This window comes from Herbaspirillum sp. Sphag64, assembly GCF_014192645.1.
Lineage (GTDB): Bacteria > Pseudomonadota > Gammaproteobacteria > Burkholderiales > Burkholderiaceae_D > Herbaspirillum.
Genome location: NZ_JACHYE010000005.1, coordinates 185,465 through 204,017 on the forward strand (window position 1 = coordinate 185,465; position 18,553 = coordinate 204,017).

The 18,553-nt window shown below is 48.2% G+C and carries 14 protein-coding genes; all 14 read right to left on the minus strand.

The window, feature by feature from the left end:
- Positions 1-39: 39 nt before the first annotated feature.
- Positions 40-1,107 carry a hypothetical protein gene (locus FHW66_RS10890; protein ID WP_183379813.1) on the minus strand — a complete coding sequence of 356 codons (1,068 nt, stop codon included), beginning with the start codon at positions 1,105-1,107 and terminating at the stop codon, positions 40-42.
- An 8-nt stretch (positions 1,108-1,115) separates the two neighbouring features.
- The gene (locus tag FHW66_RS10895) at positions 1,116-2,594 is read right to left on the minus strand and encodes an MBOAT family protein (RefSeq protein ID WP_183379814.1); all 1,479 of its coding nucleotides are present in this window, start codon (positions 2,592-2,594) and stop codon (positions 1,116-1,118) included.
- Between the two features lie 91 nt (positions 2,595-2,685).
- Positions 2,686-3,600, minus strand: coding sequence for a phytanoyl-CoA dioxygenase family protein (locus tag FHW66_RS10900; RefSeq protein ID WP_183379815.1), 915 nt, complete (start codon positions 3,598-3,600; stop codon positions 2,686-2,688).
- A gap of 193 nt (positions 3,601-3,793) precedes the next feature.
- Positions 3,794-5,068, minus strand: a complete 1,275-nt coding sequence (gene waaA / locus FHW66_RS10905) for a lipid IV(A) 3-deoxy-D-manno-octulosonic acid transferase (RefSeq protein ID WP_183379816.1) — start codon at positions 5,066-5,068, stop codon at positions 3,794-3,796.
- A complete protein-coding gene (locus FHW66_RS10910) occupies positions 5,068-5,937 on the minus strand; it encodes a Kdo hydroxylase family protein (RefSeq protein WP_183379817.1) in 870 nt (289 codons plus the stop codon). The genes waaA and FHW66_RS10910 overlap by 1 nt, the downstream gene beginning before the upstream one ends.
- 7 nt (positions 5,938-5,944) lie before the next feature.
- Positions 5,945-6,979, minus strand: a complete 1,035-nt coding sequence (gene waaC / locus FHW66_RS10915) for a lipopolysaccharide heptosyltransferase I (protein ID WP_183379818.1) — start codon at positions 6,977-6,979, stop codon at positions 5,945-5,947.
- A gap of 45 nt (positions 6,980-7,024) precedes the next feature.
- Positions 7,025-8,398, minus strand: a complete 1,374-nt coding sequence (locus tag FHW66_RS10920; RefSeq protein WP_221196976.1) for a phosphomannomutase/phosphoglucomutase — start codon at positions 8,396-8,398, stop codon at positions 7,025-7,027.
- A 40-nt stretch (positions 8,399-8,438) separates the two neighbouring features.
- The gene (locus FHW66_RS10925; RefSeq protein WP_183379819.1) at positions 8,439-9,533 is read right to left on the minus strand and encodes a glycosyltransferase; all 1,095 of its coding nucleotides are present in this window, start codon (positions 9,531-9,533) and stop codon (positions 8,439-8,441) included.
- A 344-nt stretch (positions 9,534-9,877) separates the two neighbouring features.
- Positions 9,878-11,341, minus strand: coding sequence for a hypothetical protein (locus tag FHW66_RS10930; protein ID WP_183379820.1), 1,464 nt, complete (start codon positions 11,339-11,341; stop codon positions 9,878-9,880).
- 290 nt (positions 11,342-11,631) lie between these two features.
- Positions 11,632-14,148 (minus strand): hypothetical protein, encoded by a 2,517-nt coding sequence (locus tag FHW66_RS10935; protein ID WP_255458924.1) that lies wholly within the window; start codon positions 14,146-14,148, stop codon positions 11,632-11,634.
- Between the two features lie 170 nt (positions 14,149-14,318).
- Positions 14,319-15,443 (minus strand): non-hydrolyzing UDP-N-acetylglucosamine 2-epimerase, encoded by a 1,125-nt coding sequence (wecB, locus tag FHW66_RS10940; RefSeq protein ID WP_370543447.1) that lies wholly within the window; start codon positions 15,441-15,443, stop codon positions 14,319-14,321.
- Entirely contained in the window at positions 15,436-16,446 is a 1,011-nt protein-coding gene (locus FHW66_RS10945; RefSeq protein ID WP_183379821.1) for a polysaccharide biosynthesis protein, read from the minus strand. The genes wecB and FHW66_RS10945 overlap by 8 nt, the downstream gene beginning before the upstream one ends.
- Before the next feature lie 4 nt (positions 16,447-16,450).
- Positions 16,451-17,314, minus strand: a complete 864-nt coding sequence (locus FHW66_RS10950; RefSeq protein WP_183379822.1) for an SDR family oxidoreductase — start codon at positions 17,312-17,314, stop codon at positions 16,451-16,453.
- Positions 17,315-17,337: 23 nt separating this feature from the next.
- On the minus strand, positions 17,338-18,543 hold the full coding sequence (locus FHW66_RS10955; RefSeq protein ID WP_183379823.1) for a glycosyltransferase family 4 protein: 1,206 nt from the start codon (positions 18,541-18,543) through the stop codon (positions 17,338-17,340).
- Positions 18,544-18,553: the final 10 nt, after the last annotated feature.

Here is an 18,553-nt window from a genome sequence, read left to right on the forward strand (position 1 = left end):
CGGGCCTTGGCCCGCTTTTTTGTCTTTATCTTACGTAAGTCAACGTGGATTTCTATCCTGGATTGTCCTGTGCTGCGCAAAATTCAAACGCACAAAGTTCAACTCTTGATCAATTGAATCTATCGTCACAAAGTGCGCTAGCCCACTATCCTTACTAGTGTTTGACATGACCTTAAAGAGTGTCGGGGCGACGCTACGAATATAGTGTGATGTTTCGTAGTAATTGCAATCATTCATCGTTACATCCGAGTAGATACCAAAGTTCCAGAAGGGTGAAATTTTGGCAAGCCGAGTAAGAAAGTATCGGTAATCATCAATATTAATATGATCCAGAAACTTATGATGATGTGGAGTGATATATAACCTCACATCCACCCCATACTGGTGTGCTGCCTGAATAAGTTGCTCCAACTCAGCGAGATTCGCATCAATTAGCTTACGTTGGTCGATCGATGGACTCTGGGGTGCCACTATGGCCGTAAAGTTTGGATCTTTGGCTACGTAGGCACGACAATCGCTGGCAATTTCCTGATCCCGCTTTGGAAAGTAATAATACCCACCCTGCATCGGGCGCTTGACCTCCCCCTTCCGGGTGCTGTTATTTTCGATCTTAAAATCAATTGCGTTGTACGATAATAAAAACAAATATTGCGCCAAAAAGCCCGCCGAACTCTGGTGCAGCACCTCTGGATGGGTCCAATACTGATAATTTGCCTTGGTTAGCCCAACACTATCGGGCCAGTCCACCTGTACGTAAAACGTCTTAAGTTGGGGTTGTGTTTTCAGTAACCACAAGCCATGCACCAGATTATCTGTCTGGTTGCCTGAAGAAACGTAAAAATTATAGATGTGAGTGCCAGGTAAAATCGGTTCGATATCGGCAGGAACCGTTGTTCCCATCCTCGACCCGCCGAACAAAAAAGTATCAAAACTCTTGTTCTTCTTCATCATTTCAATCTTGAGATAGCGCTCTTGGGTGGCACCACTCTCTCGCAATATCCCGGTCTGAAAAATATCGTAGGGATCAACCACCAAATTGAGTGCAGACAACAATGCAACCGGCAACAAACCGATCAAAAAGAAGATGCGTAAATAAGAGACAGCCACGATACGCCTTAGAATTGAAAGTAAAGGAACTCTGAAACACTGGCCATTTTGGTGAGACACAGAGCAAAGACAAGCGCCCAGAAAAAACCATTCCATTTACTCAGTTGCCAGCGTAAGCGGTACTCGCCATTAATATATTGCTGTGTATTGGGCAGGCACCAGATAATTGTTGCTGCGACAGTAAGTAGCAAGAAAAGTCGCTTGACGCCTAAACCGATGGTGGCAAAAAAATCTTTGGATGCCATTGCGCTTTGCTTTATGGATGGGAGATCCAAACTGGAAGTGATCGGCCGCAACAGCATATCGTTGAGCAGAATATGCGCTGATTCAATACTGCTGGAGCGGAAAACAACCCAGGCGATAACCACCATCAGGAAAGTTAAGGCCGTTCCCCAGACCTTTGTAACTATTGTTGGACTCGCTACGGAGCGCTTACTCAAGGCACGCCAACCATGGTTCGCCAGCAGATACGCTCCATGTAACGTACCCCAAACAACAAAGGTCCAGTTCGCTCCATGCCATAACCCACCGAGTACCATTGTCGCCATCAGGTTAAGATAAGTACGCTTCCTCCCGTAACGATTGCCTCCCAAAGGAACATATAGGTAATCCTTGAGAAACTGGGAAAGCGTCATATGCCAGCGACGCCAGAAATCGATAATGCTTGAGGCCTTATATGGCGAATTGAAGTTAACAGGAAGGCGAACACCGAATAGAAGCGATATCCCAATCGCCATATCGGAGTAACCAGAAAAATCAAAATAGAGCTGCATCGTGTAAGTGACCGCAGCAATCCATGCGCTGAAGAAATCGACATGGGAGCCACGTGTCGCAACGGCAAATACAGGTGTAGCAAACTCCGCAAAACTATCTGCAAGAAGTACCTTCTTAGCCAGGCCAATCGTAAATACGGTAACGCCACAAGCGATATCTTGCAAATTGATTCTATAGATTTTCTCTGAAGCGAACTGGGGCATCATCTGCTGATGATGTAACACAGGACCGGCGATCAAGTGCGGAAAATAAGTGACAAACAAAAGGTAGTGAATAAAATTATATTCATGTGCCTTTCCTTTCCAAGTGTCCACCAGGAATGCAATCTGCGTAAAAGTGTAAAAAGAGATTCCCAGTGGCAGCACTACATCTATCAAGGAAAACCTGTGACCACTTAGCGCATCGAAGGTCGATATAAAAAAATTCGCGTACTTGAAGACACCCAGCAATAACAAGTTTGCAGTAATCGCCAACCCTAAGAGAAATTTCCCTCCACGCTGCTGACGCGAAATCGCGTACCCCATTGCATAGTTGAAGAGAATTGACCCCAGCAGCAGAGTAGTGAATTTGGGATTCCACCAAGCGTAAAAGAACAGAGAAGCCAACACCAGCCAGATAGCCGCCATTTGACGGCCGAATTTGGCAAGAAAAAAGAATCCAAAGAATGTAATGGGCAGAAATAGTAGAACGAACTCGTATGAATTGAACAGCACGGCTACACTGCCTTCTTGTCAAAGCAAGCCGCAGACAAGTTGACTGCGACTTGCAAAATTATGAACTCGCGCACATCCGAGAGAGATAAATTCAAGTCTTCAGCGTATAGCCAGAAAACATCCGCGGATTACGACGGGCGGCCTGCGCCAGCGGTGAGTTCTTTGAAGTGGTAATAACAGCCTTGGGAGTCTCACCTCCAAAACAGCTATTACTCATCTGGAATTGCAGTATCAGGCGATGTCCTCGTTGAAGATGCTGGCCTTTATGCAGTCCTCGAGTATCTTCAATGAGGATGGTTCCCCTGGGTGCGGTAAATTCCCTTATCTGTTCCGGTGGATAATATTTCGCGATGTCTTCATCTTCCAGTCTCGCATAACCCCGCGCCAACAGTTCCCGAGGAAGAGTGCCACTGCGGTGTGTTCCAGCCACAAAAAAATGCGGACCGTTTTCCTTTTCAACATCAGTCAGGTAGACAAAGACCTTCAACCATTTGACACGATCCATATCGAAGTGATACATCTGCGCAGCTTCACCGTCTGCCTTGGCTTTGAACGCTGTACTCCACCACATCGACAGCATATCGGCGATCGGCTGACTACGGAAATACGATTGTGCAATCGAGAGCAGTGTAGGTTCCATGAGCAGCGCCTGCACTTCAGGATTAGCCAGAATCGCTTCTTTTTCGAAATCGTAGATAACAGCCTTTGGATCCTCGGGGTTGTAGACGCCGGTCACGCGTCCATCGTGAATCTCATCCGTCTGACGTAGCACAGCTTCCTGCGTAAGAGCAAAGTTCATTAACCGGTCACACATCTCCTCAGGTAAACGCTGGTCAAGAATGACATAGCCATTTTTGTCCAGTTCATCGGATACCTGATTTAACTGCTCGGGAGACAATGGTGCCAAAACTGTCGATTCAAAATCGATTTTACGGGAGGGATAAATTAGTGAGAGTATCCAGCTCATCAGATCATTACTACGGCCCGAAGTGAGACAAAACGTCATGATATGCGCCCGCCCCGTCCAAGAGGGCATCTTACCGGCGATGCCATAGCGAATGAAAGCAACGACGAGCAGAGCCGCGTTGATTGAATAACGGACAAATCGCTTGAGCCTTCTTAGCATAAAAATTACCCCCCTTTTTTTGCAATTATAGCTGGCTAAATTTCAATAACTTCAGATTCGATATCAGTTTATGTCAGGACAGGAGTGGCCGGATCAAGGCTAAGGTGCGCAGAGTAGCTCCTTGATGCTGACGAGCGAATATCTGTGCATGTAGCGCCATATCCCGTAGCCGCTCTTTATCCAAAAAGCATCTGTTAGCGACCGTCAGCATGAGGCTCTCATCCTCTACTCTTAGCGCTGCCTGAGCCTCAATGGCCTGCCTGCTGATAAGCTCAAAATTGAAGGTATGCGGCCCGATCAATACCGGCTTCCCCAAGGAACAAGCCTCAATCAGATTCTGCCCACCCAGCGGCAACAAGCTGCCTCCAATGAAGGCAAGGTCACACGCTGCATAGTAGCCGAACATTTCCCCCATTGAGTCACCGAGCACAATGTCGATGTCTTTTGGCAGAGGACCATCCAGCCCTTGCGAACGTCGATGAATCCGCAAGCCGCGCGCGGAAATTAACTGTGCAACTTCGTCAAAACGCTGCGGATGACGCGGCACCATGACCAACAAAAAATCACGCTGCGGCAGCGTGCACAGCGCCTCCAGAATCAGAACCTCTTCCCCTTCGCGGGTACTGGCACATAACAATACGGGCCGTGCACCAAAATTCTGCCGCCAGCGCTCTCCCTGGGCCACCAGATCAGCCGGAGGCTCAACGTCAAACTTGATGCTCCCCGTGACAGTTACCTGACTAGCGCCAAATTCCCGCAGCCGTTGCGCATCGTCGTCAGACTGTGCCGCGACACAAGTGATACCGGCAGCGGCCTCGCGCAACATGCTGCCAAATCTTTTTCCGCGGCGCAAAGAGCGTGCCGACAGGCGGGCATTGGCCAGCATCACCGGTACCTCATGACGCACACATTGGCGCACCATATTGGGCCAGACCTCAGTTTCCATCAAGATGCTGATGACCGGTTTGAAATGGCGCAAAAAGCGCGCGCACATCCAGCCGGTGTCGTAAGGAAAATAACTCTGCACCAGCCGAGTACCGTGTTTGGCAAACAGCTGCTGCCCAGTCGCTCGGCCAGTCGCGGTCATGTGGGTGAGCAGAATCCTATGCGCAGGGTAGGTCGCCAATAAGGCATCAATCAACGGCTGTGCGGCACGGGTCTCCCCTACTGATACCGCATGCACCCAAATAAACGGAGCGATGGCTTGCGCAGAGGAAGCGCGCCGATAAAAGCCAAGGCGCTCTCCGATATGCTGGCGATACCCTGGCTCCCTGGTGCCGCGGCGCCACAAGCGCAGCAGGACCAGCGGCAATGCGATCCACCATAGTGCGGTATAAAGCAGACGCATCAGATCAGTTCGCGGCCGGTCATTTTGGTCAGAATCGCCAGTGGACTCGCGCTCGGATCATATTGCTTGTCAACGGGCAGGTGCAAGGTCTGCTCCAGCATGTATTGCCCTGACATCACCGCATGCGAAGCCTGGTCCGAGAAACACACCCAGACTGATCCTGCCGCAAAAGGTATCGTCACTTGCTGGGCCGACTCTTGATACGACATGTCACCCTTCATGCCATCATGCAATTGCAACATCAGATGGTCATATTCGCTGCGGTAAGACTTGGTCACGTGTAGCGCATTGAGCAAGCTGGCTTGCCATGGCACATAGCGTTTGGCGCGCGGCAAGAAGCGCGCGGCCACGATTTCGAACGGCTCGCCGACTCGCCACACACGTGGCACACCATCCGGATTGATGTTGCAAAATACACGCAAGATGCGCTCGCCGTAGTTGGGGCGTGAGGGGAAGGCGTCAACGTGCATGCGTCGATCATCGGCACGCCATGATTGCGCACGGGTCTCGACTTGTGTCGGCCGGTAACTGGTTGGCGCCAGACGCAAAGCGCCTTTGTATTTAGGAAACAGTGAATACACCAGCGTCTGGGCCTGCTCCCTGAAACGTCCGACCATCAGTGCCAGTGCCAGTTGCGTCGCGGTATCGCCAACTGCGCCTTTGATATGGCCGCGCTCGTCCAAGCTGATATTGCGCACCTTGGGATCACGAATCTCCGGAGTCAGCAAGGCCAGTTCTTCCGGCAGCAAGGCAAATGGCAGATGCGGAAAATACAGCACCTTGCCGGCTTCCAGCCCGCGGATCCATTCCTGGTTAGGCGCCGGAACTTCCCATTCGCCGCTGTCGATTTCAATAATTTGCGATTCCATGACGATATTATGCCTCGTTGTCTTGAGTGAAGTGAGGCTGCCCGCTGGCAGCAGCCACAGACATTACCGCATCAATTGCTTGCAGGACTTGAGCTACATCAGGTGCAGCGCCGGTATCTCCAACATTGGCAATCAATGGTGACCAATTTCCTTCGGTTTTCCAGCGCGGCGAATCACAATACAACTCGACTGTTGGCCGGCAATATGCGGCAGCGATATGGGTCAGACCGGTATCTAGCCCGACCACCAGACTTGCCTGCCGCACCAATGTCACCGCCTCCATCAATGGCAAGGATGGCAATACGGTCGCCTGCGGCATCGCTGCGGCCAATTGTTCCGCAGCCACGCGCTCTTTGTTGTTGCCCCAAGGAAGCAATACGGGAAGCCTTCTCTTTTGCAACTGTTGGGCCAGCGCAATCCAATTGCCCGCGTCCCATTGTTTGGCTGCGCGTGCGGTACCATGCAGGAATACAGCGTAGGGGGTCGACGGCAGCCATGCTGGCGGCGAAGCAGCAAACTCGGCGTGGGCTTGCAGACTGAAGTCGGCACCACCATCAACCGCATAGTTCAGCCCGCCTGCAGCCACTAGTCGGGCACGCATGACCGCATGGGTATGCAAGCCGACCTTGACGCTTTGATCATGAAAAATGCGGGACAGAGGCTCATAACCAGAGCCTTCCGTCGCATTGGCGAGCCCCACCCGCTTGCCACCGGGCGTCAATCTGGCCATGCGCATCACAACGCTGGTTTTGAGTAAGCCCTGCGTATCAAAGACCACGTCGTAGGCTTGTGCGCGCAATTGCCGGTAAAAGGCAGCAATCTCAGCGCGGGTCTCAACGCGGCCAAGACTCTTGCGCCAGCGCCGCAGGGCGATCGGGATAATGTTGCGTATATGGGGATTAAGACGCACCAGGCTGGTATAGCCCTCCTCCACCACCCAATCGATGTTGGCATGCGGGTAGTGGCGTCGGATATCAGCCACCATCGGCATATTGTGGACCACGTCACCGAGGGAAGAAACGCGGACGATCAGGATATTCAAGGCTAACCCACTATTGTTTGTCTGTGGGCCAGCATCTTACCCCTTTCAAAACGGCAATGCCACATCCGGACGGGCTGCCAGGATGACCTGCCTGAATTGCTGCTGAATCCGTTCGAGTGCTGATTGAGACTCAGCCTCAAAACGCAGCACCACCACGGGTGTGGTATTGGAGGAGCGCATGAGGCCAAAGCCGTCCGCATATTCCACACGCAAGCCGTCGATAGAGATAATTTGTTGCGCTTCTGGGAAGTGCGCTTCTTTTTGCAATTGCTCAATCAGGGCGAAATTCTCACCTTCTTTTAATTTCAGTTGCAGCTCCGGTGTGCTTGTGGATTGTGGCAACGCATTCAAGACCGACGATGGATCGGATACGCGGCTCAGCAGCTCGAGCAGACGGGCACCAGCATACAAGCCATCATCAAAGCCATACCAGCGATCCTTGAAAAACACATGGCCGCTCATCTCTCCACCCAACGGTGCACCGGTTTCACGTAACTTGGCCTTGACTAGTGAATGACCGGTTTTCCACATCAGTGGCTGGCCACCATGGGCACTGATCCAGGGCGCGAGATGGCGGGTGCATTTGACGTCGTACAAGATTTCCTTACCGGGATGACGGCTCAAGACATCTGCTGCGAACAACATTAATTGGCGGTCGGGATAAATGATCTGCCCATCCTTGGTCACGACACCGAGACGGTCGCCATCGCCATCAAAGGCCAGGCCAATTTCGACGTCGCCTGCTTGCAGACTACGGATCAGATCTTGCAGATTTTCAGGATGTGCCGGGTCAGGATGATGGTTCGGGAAACTACCATCGACTTCACAGAACAGTTCTGTCACTTCGCAGCCCAGGGCACGATACAACTCCCCGGCGAAGGCACCAGCGACACCATTACCGCAGTCAATCGCGATTTTCATCGGGCGCGCCAGCTTGATGTCGCCAACGATACGTGCAAGGTATTCATGACGGAGTTCGTAAGTGCGATAGCTGCCTTCGCCAGCGACAAAGGTGTTCTTGAGAATGGATTGATACAGGGCTTGAATGGTGTCGCCGTAAATAGCTTCACCGGCAAGGACCATCTTGAATCCGTTGTAGTCAGGCGGATTATGGCTACCGGTGACCATGATGCCTGATTGGGTTCCCAGCACATGCGTACCGAAGTACACCATAGGCGTTGCCACAACACCGAGATCAATAACATTGATGCCAACCGATTGCAGACCAGCGGCCAGAGCGGCCGACAGTTCAGGGCCGGATAAACGACCATCGCGACCAATGACTACCGATGTTTGGCCTTTGCTTGACGCCGCCGAGCCAAAGGATTGACCAATCTGGTAAGCGACGTCGGCGTTGAGCGTTTGACCGACGATGCCACGGATGTCGTAGGCTTTGAAAATGGCTGAGGCAATTTGCATGATGACTGATTCACTTTATTTTATTGCAAGAACGACATGATTACTTCTTCTTATGCAACATGAGCCACCGGGGCGAGCGGAACCTGACTATGCGCAAGTACAACCAGATATAGATTGCGATGAACAAGCAACAGCAAAGCATCAATGCCCACGTATGACGCCACAGCAATGTGGCTGGCACTACGGCTGTCAGCGAAAGCGTCCAGAGATAAGGTGATGTCATCGAATTGCACCGCGTAAGCGCGCGTGCGTCGCGGCGACCAATTGCCCAGACCACCATTCGTCTGAATATCAAACTGTGCAAATGGATGCTATCGGGCATCCCAGGCGACTGTCCGCGCAGAAAAAACCGCCGATAGGCAGAAAAAATTGTTTCAAAACAAGGATAGATCAGCAGAAGAGCCGCATACCAGGTAGAGACTTGTGGATTGCGCATGACGAGCAGAATTGCCAACTCACCCAGCATGAAACCGAGAAAATAAGCGCCACCGTCACCCATGAAAATCAAGCCGGCCGGATAGTTCCAGACGAAAAAACCAACCGTAGCACCAGCGACTAACAGCGCTGTGATCAGGACGAATGAATCACCGACTTGCAATGCGACGTATCCAAGCGATAGCAACATGCACAGCACAACTATGCTGGCAAGACCGTTAAACCCATCGATGATGTTAATGGCATTAGCAATCCCCGCGACCGCAAAAATCGTGAGCGGCAAGGTAATCCAGAGTTGACCGATAACCCAAACGCCAAAGACGAGATCAATGTGTTCGATACGTGCATTGAGCAGGTAGAAACCAAGCAGTGCCGCGATCATTGTTAGCAGTAGACGGCGGAATGGGCTCACCCGTTTGGTAAAGTCTTCAACGATTCCCCCACCAAATGCGACCGCCGAACACAGGACGATCATGCCCATATCCTTGGCCACATCAGGCTGCCGCCAAGCAGAAAAAGCTCCTCCCAGTGCGACTGCGACAAAGATACTCAATCCACCAATTCTCGGAACAGCATGTGTATGTACCTTTTGGACACTGTCAAGATCAGAGTCCAACATGCCATCATGCAAACTCGCGTATTTGAGCACGAACAGTGTCATTACTGCAGATATGAGGAAACCGATAAATAGCGATAACATGTTGGAGAAAATCCCTTCCGGCAACCCGGCGACTTAGTTTCTGAGTCATTCAGTACGGTTGATTGGCAAGACATCTTGGTATTTGCCCATTTATAGCCGCCCCTCGACGCCGGAGCCCGACCATTGATCTATAAGGCATCGAGACGCTCGCATTTGCCCTCCTGAGGCAAAGTAGTCTTCCGGCCAAGTCAATTCCCGCAGTGAACATTTTAATCTGCTTCGACATCAATAGGTGACGGGGTTGTCCTAAAGCACTAGTTGAACTCCGCACTTGATGAAGTGCTCCCAGTGTGTCAAACGACCGAACGCTATCTCCCGGTACGCCCCTGACGCTAACAAATTCATCAAACACGGTCGGATTTTAGTCCGCGCTGTGCTGGGTCTCTGAGGTATATAAATGCCAATAATTTGTCAGCACCATAAATCACCACCAAATTCATGAACAGTGAACCAAAAATCAAATAGGACTGCATTGGTGCATATCCAAAATTCGCGAATCTATAGGCAATCGCTTGTGCTAACAACGAACATAAAATCAGATTTTTCCCACCGATACGATAAACAAATATTTCAACTACAGCACCGATCACTCCAACAATAAATAGGCAGACAAACAAGAACGGAAATGAACCAGGATAAAAACAAAACGCAATAATGCCTGGTAATGAGATGTAGTGATGTATTGCAGTATTGGCATTCAGGTATGGCGAATTAACCAGATTCAAGTCAAAAAAACTTGTACTATTATCAGAATAGACTTCTTGCCAGCCTCGCTTCCACAAATCCCACCCCCCCTTGTGGGAGCTCGATACTGCCAGCACGCCCTCCATACCGACCCAGCGATCGACAAACAGAGGTATGGTCATTTCATGAACTGCACTCGTGGTTTCCCAACGATTCACACTGGTGTTTCTCAAAAATCCGCTATATCGCAGATGATTCACGACGAATACGGAACTTATAAATAAAATTGAGAAAAAAATTGTTAGAACAACAAAAAATCGCCGATTCACCGGAATTAAATTTATTTTGAAATTTTTATATAGCCCATAAAATAAGGAAGTTGAGTTGAGAATCATTCCCCTACTAAGCAAAGAAACATTTGATACAAATCCTTCAAGCAATGAGATAACTGCAGCAAGGAAGGAATTGCTTCTTCCGATCGAATATTCGAACTGCAATATTATTGCGGAAAAAGATGCCAGACCAAACAGCAACAACCATTTATAAATACCACCAATACCAAACGGAGGTATTGTCAATGGCACCTGCCCTCGTTGATATATACCATAATAAATATTACTTAGCGCTATAGAAATAAAAAATAACACAAATAAAATAAGTATTATTTTTCGATGCCTCTGATATAGATTAAAAATACCCGGCTGAGTGACAGACTCCTGTTTTTTTCCTTGGTAGGAAAAGACATATCCTCGGATCAATGCAGCACAAACCAAGCCTAGCATGCCGCATGAAGTGACGAGTAGGCCTCGATCAAAAGCAGGGCCTGAGCCGTCAAAACTACCTACTGACTCATGAAATATACCGTCCGTAAAACCGACTCTAATGGTCAACTTGAGCCAGAATCCAAGCCAAAGAAATACACCGATAAATGCATCAAAAAAAATAGCTTTTTTTCTGAATGAAAAATATAGAAGAACATTTGATATCAGTGTAAACAGAAGATATATATATTTATCTCCAGAATAGGATTTAAAGGCAATTATCGTCAGCAATATGCAAATTAAAAAAAATAAATATTTACACACCTGAAAAATATCAAAATTTGTTTTGTTAAACGCTAACATCTTTATTTCCACTTTTTAGTTGACGAGGGTTCATAAAGAAATTTTATAGATTTTAATTAGATAAATAAAATTAATTTACTGACGCTTATAACTTTTCAACATGGAGTCCTACAGCACCCCTAGAAACTGCCACTCCAGACATTAGTCCATCTCGCCTCACAAAAGAGGTCAACATCGTTAGTCAGTCAATAATCTTGGCCATCCAGATGGTGATTATTAAAAAGCTTGAGGAAGTTGGAGCTTGGTTACTTTTTCACAGCAACAACCAAGCAATATCTTTCCGAAAAACATCACGTCGACGAAAACTCGCTAATAATTGGCTCCAACTCAGGCCTCATCAGTTTATTGAGAAGAACGCCCCAGAGAAAAAAGGTAAATATCCCAGTATAGGGCTGCCTCAGACTTACCTTCACTGAGTTGTCAACAACAACCAAAAATAAAACTACAAGACTCAACGCGAATAAAGCAGGAGATTCCAGGATCCTCTTTCTTTGACGCAGTATTTCAACGATGGTAAAACCAAGAAGGAATAATGTCGGAAGTAATGCTATTAACCCAAAGTTATATATGAAATCCAGATAATAATTATGCGCACTAGGATATAAAGTACGATTCGGCGGCACACTAAGTCCTAGAAGCAGTGACTGCGCGCTCTCCGTGATGCCATCGGAATAATACTTCCAATAAGTATAGCGCTCACTTAACACAGGCAAGAATCTAATGTCAATTCCTGAGGATCGGGGGGCGCCATCGGAGGACCCTATTGGCGCTATCGCGTTTGAATGGGGAGACTCCACTCCAGGGGCCAACTCAGAATTTATAGAAACACAATTTTCAGCAAAAGCTTTTTTAAATATAGTATTTTTTGTTTCACACTGAAAATAAGTCCAGCTCGACAAGATAACCAACAATAATATAACAAGAGGCAATTTATTATTTCTTTTTCTTATATTAAGCAGCGCAAAGAAAATTACCCCACCAAAAAACAAAATAATTGATAGCAGAGACAGCGATGCGGAAACATAAATTGACATGCATACCGAGATAAAGACCAATCCATTACGAAATCGCCTTTCATGCCAGAGACTAAATAAGGAGAGAAGATATGCAGCGACAAAGACTACCGGCACATATTGAAGATATTGATAGATCGAAAACCAACCAAGTGTCGGAGATAGATAACCATTGCCCATTTTCACTGTAAAAATTAACTGAATCGGAACAATAATTAACAAAACTCCAAAAAATGCTTTGGCGTAGGAATTGTCTTCCCGAGCTCGATCAAGTGGCTCATATACTTGACCAAGCACCAAAGCAAACATGGGCAGTATGAGCTGAATAAGCAATATAAATTTCGACTGCTGCTCAATCTGCGAACCTCGTGTCAAAATAATCGACGACATTACCATTAAGATACACGTTAAAAAAATATATCCGAATGATAGGAAGGCACGTCGATACACTCCAAATAGCAGAATGCCACCATAACAGGCGATAACAGAGACAGGGATCGGCAGGTTACCCAATACACCGCCACTATTAAACGAGACCGATGGATCTGCAAACACTCCCTTGCTGATCTGGAAAAACATCGGAAGAAGCAACAGCACCCCTATTGCCGCCCGCAGGGATTTATATGTGCGCGGAGAGTAAACCTGCCGTCCTAGTGTCTCCTGCTTTTCTATCCCGGCACTCCGATAGAAAACATATGCCATTACCGCACTTAGCAAATACAGGACACTCATGGCCTCTTTGCCGAACATATAAAAGATGACTGGCACCGAGGTAAAAATCAGTATATTCATCAATACATCAGGCCCAAAAACATCGTGCTCAGTATCGTGCTGAAGTAGCCTAAATCGAATTTGCTGGGCATAGACCATGACCACGCCACCTATCATCGATAGACCGGTCGCCTCCCAGAAGAAGTAAGTTTTACCGGTCCAACTCAATGCTGAAAGTTTCGCAGTGGATGCGACAAATATGAGGAGACCCAGCGCGAGCGACAGATTCAACGCGCCCCGTAAAAAGGGCGGCAAATAAGGTTTACCACTGCGCTGTTCATGCAACGCAATACTTGCGCCCAACGCATTAGCAAATACCGAGCCGGTGACTCCTCCGATGGCAAAGGCTGTGTACATATCGCCAGCGGTCTCCTTGCCCATCACAAGCAAGATCAATAGCCTGAAGACATAAACAGTGATGCCGATAATTGCTGTCGACCCCAGATTCGGCAATATTTCACGGACACTTCCTCCTGGCGACTTTGGAGTGATGACCAAGGTGTCCCAAATAAATCTGGCGCTAATAAAGAGAGGGAGAATTGCCCATAGAAACAGTGCAAACAATGGAAACCTGAAATCTCCAACCAACCACACCAGCAAAAGTAACAGCAGAACTGATTGCAACGCTAAATATGTTTTCGCGACCTTTTGATACCCCAGGCGCTCCATTTCGCTCAGATGGACTTCCCCTATCCACTCAACGCAACGGCGGAGAATCAAAATAACTGCAAGCAGAGTCTCGACGCCAGCAACTTTGACGCTAAGCCAATAGGCGGCTACTGCCAGCGGCAAAAGCAAAAGCAAGCGACCGATCATCACCGAACTTGCTGATACACCAGACTTTTTGCTGAGAATCAGGCTGCGTGCATTTGCTGAAAATGCGTAGAGCAATGCTAATGTTGCAGCTTGCACGACCCCTACGTCAGCTGCCATTGCACGATGGCCAGCTAAACCCAGAGCAATCAGCAAGACCGTTACGGCAAACGTATTTGCCATAAACGCAAGCGGGAACGAATAACGCAATCTAAATCTCTCCTATCATCAATCTATATACAACATAGATTTCTCCTACACCACACTTATGTCGGTCGGAGCATTTCACACTATTCACGCGCTACATCTTACGAATAGGACGAGGGGAGGATGGGTGGAAAATGGGAGGTACTTTGCCTCCCATTATTCTTAGAACTAACTTATTTTGACCAAACAACCCGATTGATATAGTCGATGTAACTTGTAACTATCCGCACAATTTGCGTCGATACGTGCGGATTTTCATAGTCTGCGACAGGCAACACAGGCTGCGCATTGGCGGCACGTTGAGACGTAACTATATTGATCGCATCTATTACCCGATCCGACTTGAGTCCAGCCATGATAAGCGTACCAGCATCCATACCTTCTGGCCGCTCATGCGCATTGCGCAACGTAATCGAACACAAATTGAGCAGCGAAGTCTCCTCGGTAATTGTTCCACTATCTGAAAGCACGCAGAACGCTTCCGTTTGCAATTTCATATAGTCAAAGAAACCCAGTGGCTTGGAAAACATGATTCGCGGATCCAGGTTGCTGTAGCCAATGTCTTCCAGACGTTTGCGTGTTCTGGGATGGGTAGAAACGAAAATTGGCATTTGAAAGCGTGCTACCAGAGCCTGCAAGGTTTCCAGAAAATCCTTGACCGCTTCAGGCGAATCAACATTTTCTTCGCGGTGCGCACTGACAACAAAAAACCTTCCCGCCTCCAATTGCAGTCGAGAGAGAACATCTGACTGCTCGATCTTGGGCTTATAGAAGTCAATGACTTCGCGCATATGTGAGCCGGTCTTAATAATTTGCTCAGGCTTGACGCCTTCTGCGATCAGATACCGGCGAGCATGCTCAGTCAATACCAAATTAATATCAGACAAATGATCGAGAACCTTACGATTAAGTTCTTCCGGCACACGTTGATCAAAACATCTATTGCCCGCTTCCATATGAAAAACTGGAATCTTGCGACGCTTTGCGGCGATAACAGCCAGACACGAATTAGTATCACCGTAAAGCATGACGGCGTCGGGCTTTTCCTTTTCCATCACCGCATCAGCCTTAGCTATGATCTGACCGATTGTCTGCGCCACGTTCTCGCCGACCGCATCCAGGAAATGGTCTGGCTTCCGAATCTGCAAGTCCTCAAAGAAAATTTGATTTAACTCAAAGTCGTAATTCTGACCTGTGTGTACCAATATATGCTGAGTGTGCACATCCAAAGCAGCAATTACACGACTCATTTTGATCAATTCAGGACGCGTCCCGACGATGGTCATTACCTTAAACACGACTTTCCTCCTGAATAAAATCCAATTTTTTCACCAATGCAATAACCTCTTCAACGGTGAGCCTTTGCGTACTATGGGACGTGTAGTCCTCGCAGTGCGAGATTTTCTCTTCCCCGTCGCTGAAATATTTAGCGTAATTCAAATCTCTGTCATCGGCGGGTACACGATAATAGCCGCCCTGATCTTCGGCGCGCGCCATCTCTTCCCGCGAGACCAACGTCTCGTAAAGCTTTTCCCCATGTCGGGTACCAATAATCCGAACTTCACTGTTACTGGAAAATATCTTTGTCAATGCGATCGCCAAGTCCGCTACTGTTGACGCGGGAGCCTTTTGCACGAAAATATCACCCTGCCGTCCATGCTCAAATGCGTGCAACACCAAATCAACTGAATCCTCAAGCGACATCAGATAACGTGTCATATTCGGATCGGTCACTGTAAGCGGCTTACCTGCCTTGATCTGCGATACAAACAAAGGAATGACAGAACCACGCGACGCCATGACATTGCCATAACGGGTAGCGCACAACACTGTTTCTCCCTCGCCTTGCATGCGAGCTTTTGCAACCATGAGTTTTTCCATCATGGCTTTCGAAATGCCCATGGCATTAATCGGATACACAGCCTTGTCGGTGCTCAAAACAATTACCCGTTTAACGTGATTGGCAATCGCGGCTGTCATCACATTCTCGGCACCCAATACGTTGGTGCGAACGGCTTCCATTGGATAAAATTCGCACGAAGGAACCTGCTTCAATGCAGCCGCATGGAATACATAATCGACACCTTTGAGAGCTTGATGAATGCTGTCGTAATTACGCACATCTCCGATATAGAATTTCAATTTTTTATCGTTCAGCGCGATTCGCATCTCTTCCTGTTTTTTCTCGTCGCGACTAAAGACGCGTATCTCGCGCACGTCAGTTGATAAGAAGCGCTTCAAAACTGCGTTACCGAATGACCCGGTGCCACCGGTTATCATTAATACCTTGTCTTTAAACATAGCGTTATTTTTGAGGATATTGAGAAAGATACATTTGCTCAAGCAACGTCGGCCAATCTGGTGCGACATAACCCGTAGCATTCGTAAATCGAGTCACATCCAACGATCGATCAATGGAAAAGTCCTCGTCTGGATTTATCTTGATTTTTTTCCGGTAGATTGCAGCAATCTGACTCAGCAAATCAAATTTGTCGATTGGCGCTGCGCCGACATGATACAAACCATGTAACTCTGGACGCACAAGGACAATATCGCGCACGACTTGCGCGAAAACAACATTGGGCAATCCGGAAAAAATGGCCCGTTTAAAGCCCTTGCACTCATTTTCTTGCGCCAAGAACCATTCCAGCAATCCGTATGCGCTCTGCAACTCGTGTCCGATAGTTGAGGTACGAAGAGTCAAGGCGCGTTCATTATTGACTTCACCCAGGAATTTCGATTTGCCATACAAATCGTTGGCATCTGGAAAGGCATCCTCGCGGTAAAGTCCATCTTTACCGGAAAAAACACAATCAGTGCTGACATGAATAAACCTGGCGTTCACAACCTCGCACAGTTGGGCCATGCGATGTGGTAACAGCGCATTGATTGGAATCGCTTGTAACGGATCTGCAGCTTCCTTGTGGTGTTTTGTCAGGCCGATACAATTGACTACAACATCGGGCCTTACCTCCGAAAATACCCTGACCAGGGCATCATGCGAATTGACATCGACACCTGTCACAATTCGTTTCTGCATTGAGGGGAAAAATTGCAGATCACGGACATTACGCAACGTACCAAAAACTTCCCACTCAGCGTTCTCAGACAATACGCGAAACATCGCGTGCCCAATCATCCCACTTGTACCGAATACTAGAATTTTCATCGTGATTGTCTTGCCAAATCTGTTTAATCCGAAAAATGAGTAATCAGCCTATCAATCAATTTATCATGATCAAAGTGCTGCTTGAAAAATGCGCGGCCATTTTCCCCCATTTGCTCGCGCTCCGCGTCGGTCATTTCGACAAGTTGCAATACAGCGGCAGCCAATGCAGTTGAGTCTTCTGCTGGCACGGCCAGTCCTGCGCCGGCTTCAGCCACCAAGCGTGCACCTTCGCCATTAAGGCTCGCAATAATGGGTTTACCCACTGCCATATATGCCTGTACTTTATTGGGAACTGTCGCAGCAAAAATAGCCTCGTCGGCTAGTGTCACCAATAATACCGACGCTTTGCTCATCACCCCTGGCATCATTTCCACAGGAAAACGACCCGGCAAATACACATTGGTCAAGCCGAGCTCTCGCACTTGCGATTCCATCCAATCCCATCGACTTCCTTTGCCGAAAACAACAAAAGAAATATCCTGGCGCCCACGCAACAAATCTGCAGCGCCAACAATGACCTCTACCGCTTGACCCGAGCCCACATTTCCTGCGAAAACCACCGTAAAGCCATTGTAAGGGAACGGAAGTTGAGGTAATTCACCGTCATCACCACTGCTAAAAATGCGATCGACAGAGTTCGGGTAATAAACGATGGGCTTCCCAGGGGCAAGCTTTCTTACGTTTTGCTTGAAAGCCTCGGACTGTACTAGCAATAAATCGGCATGACGATAAATAAGCCTGACAATGTATTCAACGCATTTCAAGGCGACGGCATTGCGAACATAGCCTGTCGCAGCCAGGCTATCTGGCCAAAGATCTTGGACCCAAACCAAGACCTTCGAGCGCTTCAAAAAACCAAGGAATAACGCTGGAATTGCCTGCAGCAGTGGCGATGTTGCATAGACGAAGATGGCGTCATAACGGCGACGGCGCAACAACCAGGGCCCAAACAAACAACCAGCAGCGATAAAGGATAGGTAATTGAAGATCAACTTCAACGCACTACGCTTACCGCGCGCGGCAAGCGGCACACGATAAATATTTGCGCCGGCCCACTGTTCCCGCTGACAGCCCCACCCTCGATAGCCTTGAAAGTAGTCGCCATCGGGGTAATTAGGCTTTCCTGTCAAAACATCAACTTCAACGCCTTTCTCCACTAACGACTTAACAACATCGTTGATTCGAAAGCTCTCAGGTTGAAAATATTGACTGACAATAAGCACTTTCATTTATTCTTGC

Excerpts from the sequence above, each read along its gene's own strand:
- FHW66_RS10900 (WP_183379815.1), bottom strand. The coding sequence starts at position 3,600 with ATGACGTTTTGTCTCACTTCGGGCCGTAGTAATGATCTGATGAGCTGG.
- waaA (WP_183379816.1), bottom strand. The coding sequence starts at position 5,068 with ATGCGTCTGCTTTATACCGCACTATGGTGGATCGCATTGCCGCTGGTC.
- FHW66_RS10910 (WP_183379817.1), bottom strand. The coding sequence starts at position 5,937 with ATGGAATCGCAAATTATTGAAATCGACAGCGGCGAATGGGAAGTTCCG.
- FHW66_RS10920 (WP_221196976.1), bottom strand. The coding sequence starts at position 8,398 with ATGCAAATTGCCTCAGCCATTTTCAAAGCCTACGACATCCGTGGCATC.
- FHW66_RS10925 (WP_183379819.1), bottom strand. The coding sequence starts at position 9,533 with ATGTTATCGCTATTTATCGGTTTCCTCATATCTGCAGTAATGACACTG.
- FHW66_RS10930 (WP_183379820.1), bottom strand. The coding sequence starts at position 11,341 with ATGTTAGCGTTTAACAAAACAAATTTTGATATTTTTCAGGTGTGTAAA.
- FHW66_RS10945 (WP_183379821.1), bottom strand. The coding sequence starts at position 16,446 with ATGTTTAAAGACAAGGTATTAATGATAACCGGTGGCACCGGGTCATTC.
- FHW66_RS10950 (WP_183379822.1), bottom strand. The coding sequence starts at position 17,314 with ATGAAAATTCTAGTATTCGGTACAAGTGGGATGATTGGGCACGCGATG.
- FHW66_RS10955 (WP_183379823.1), bottom strand. The coding sequence starts at position 18,543 with ATGAAAGTGCTTATTGTCAGTCAATATTTTCAACCTGAGAGCTTTCGA.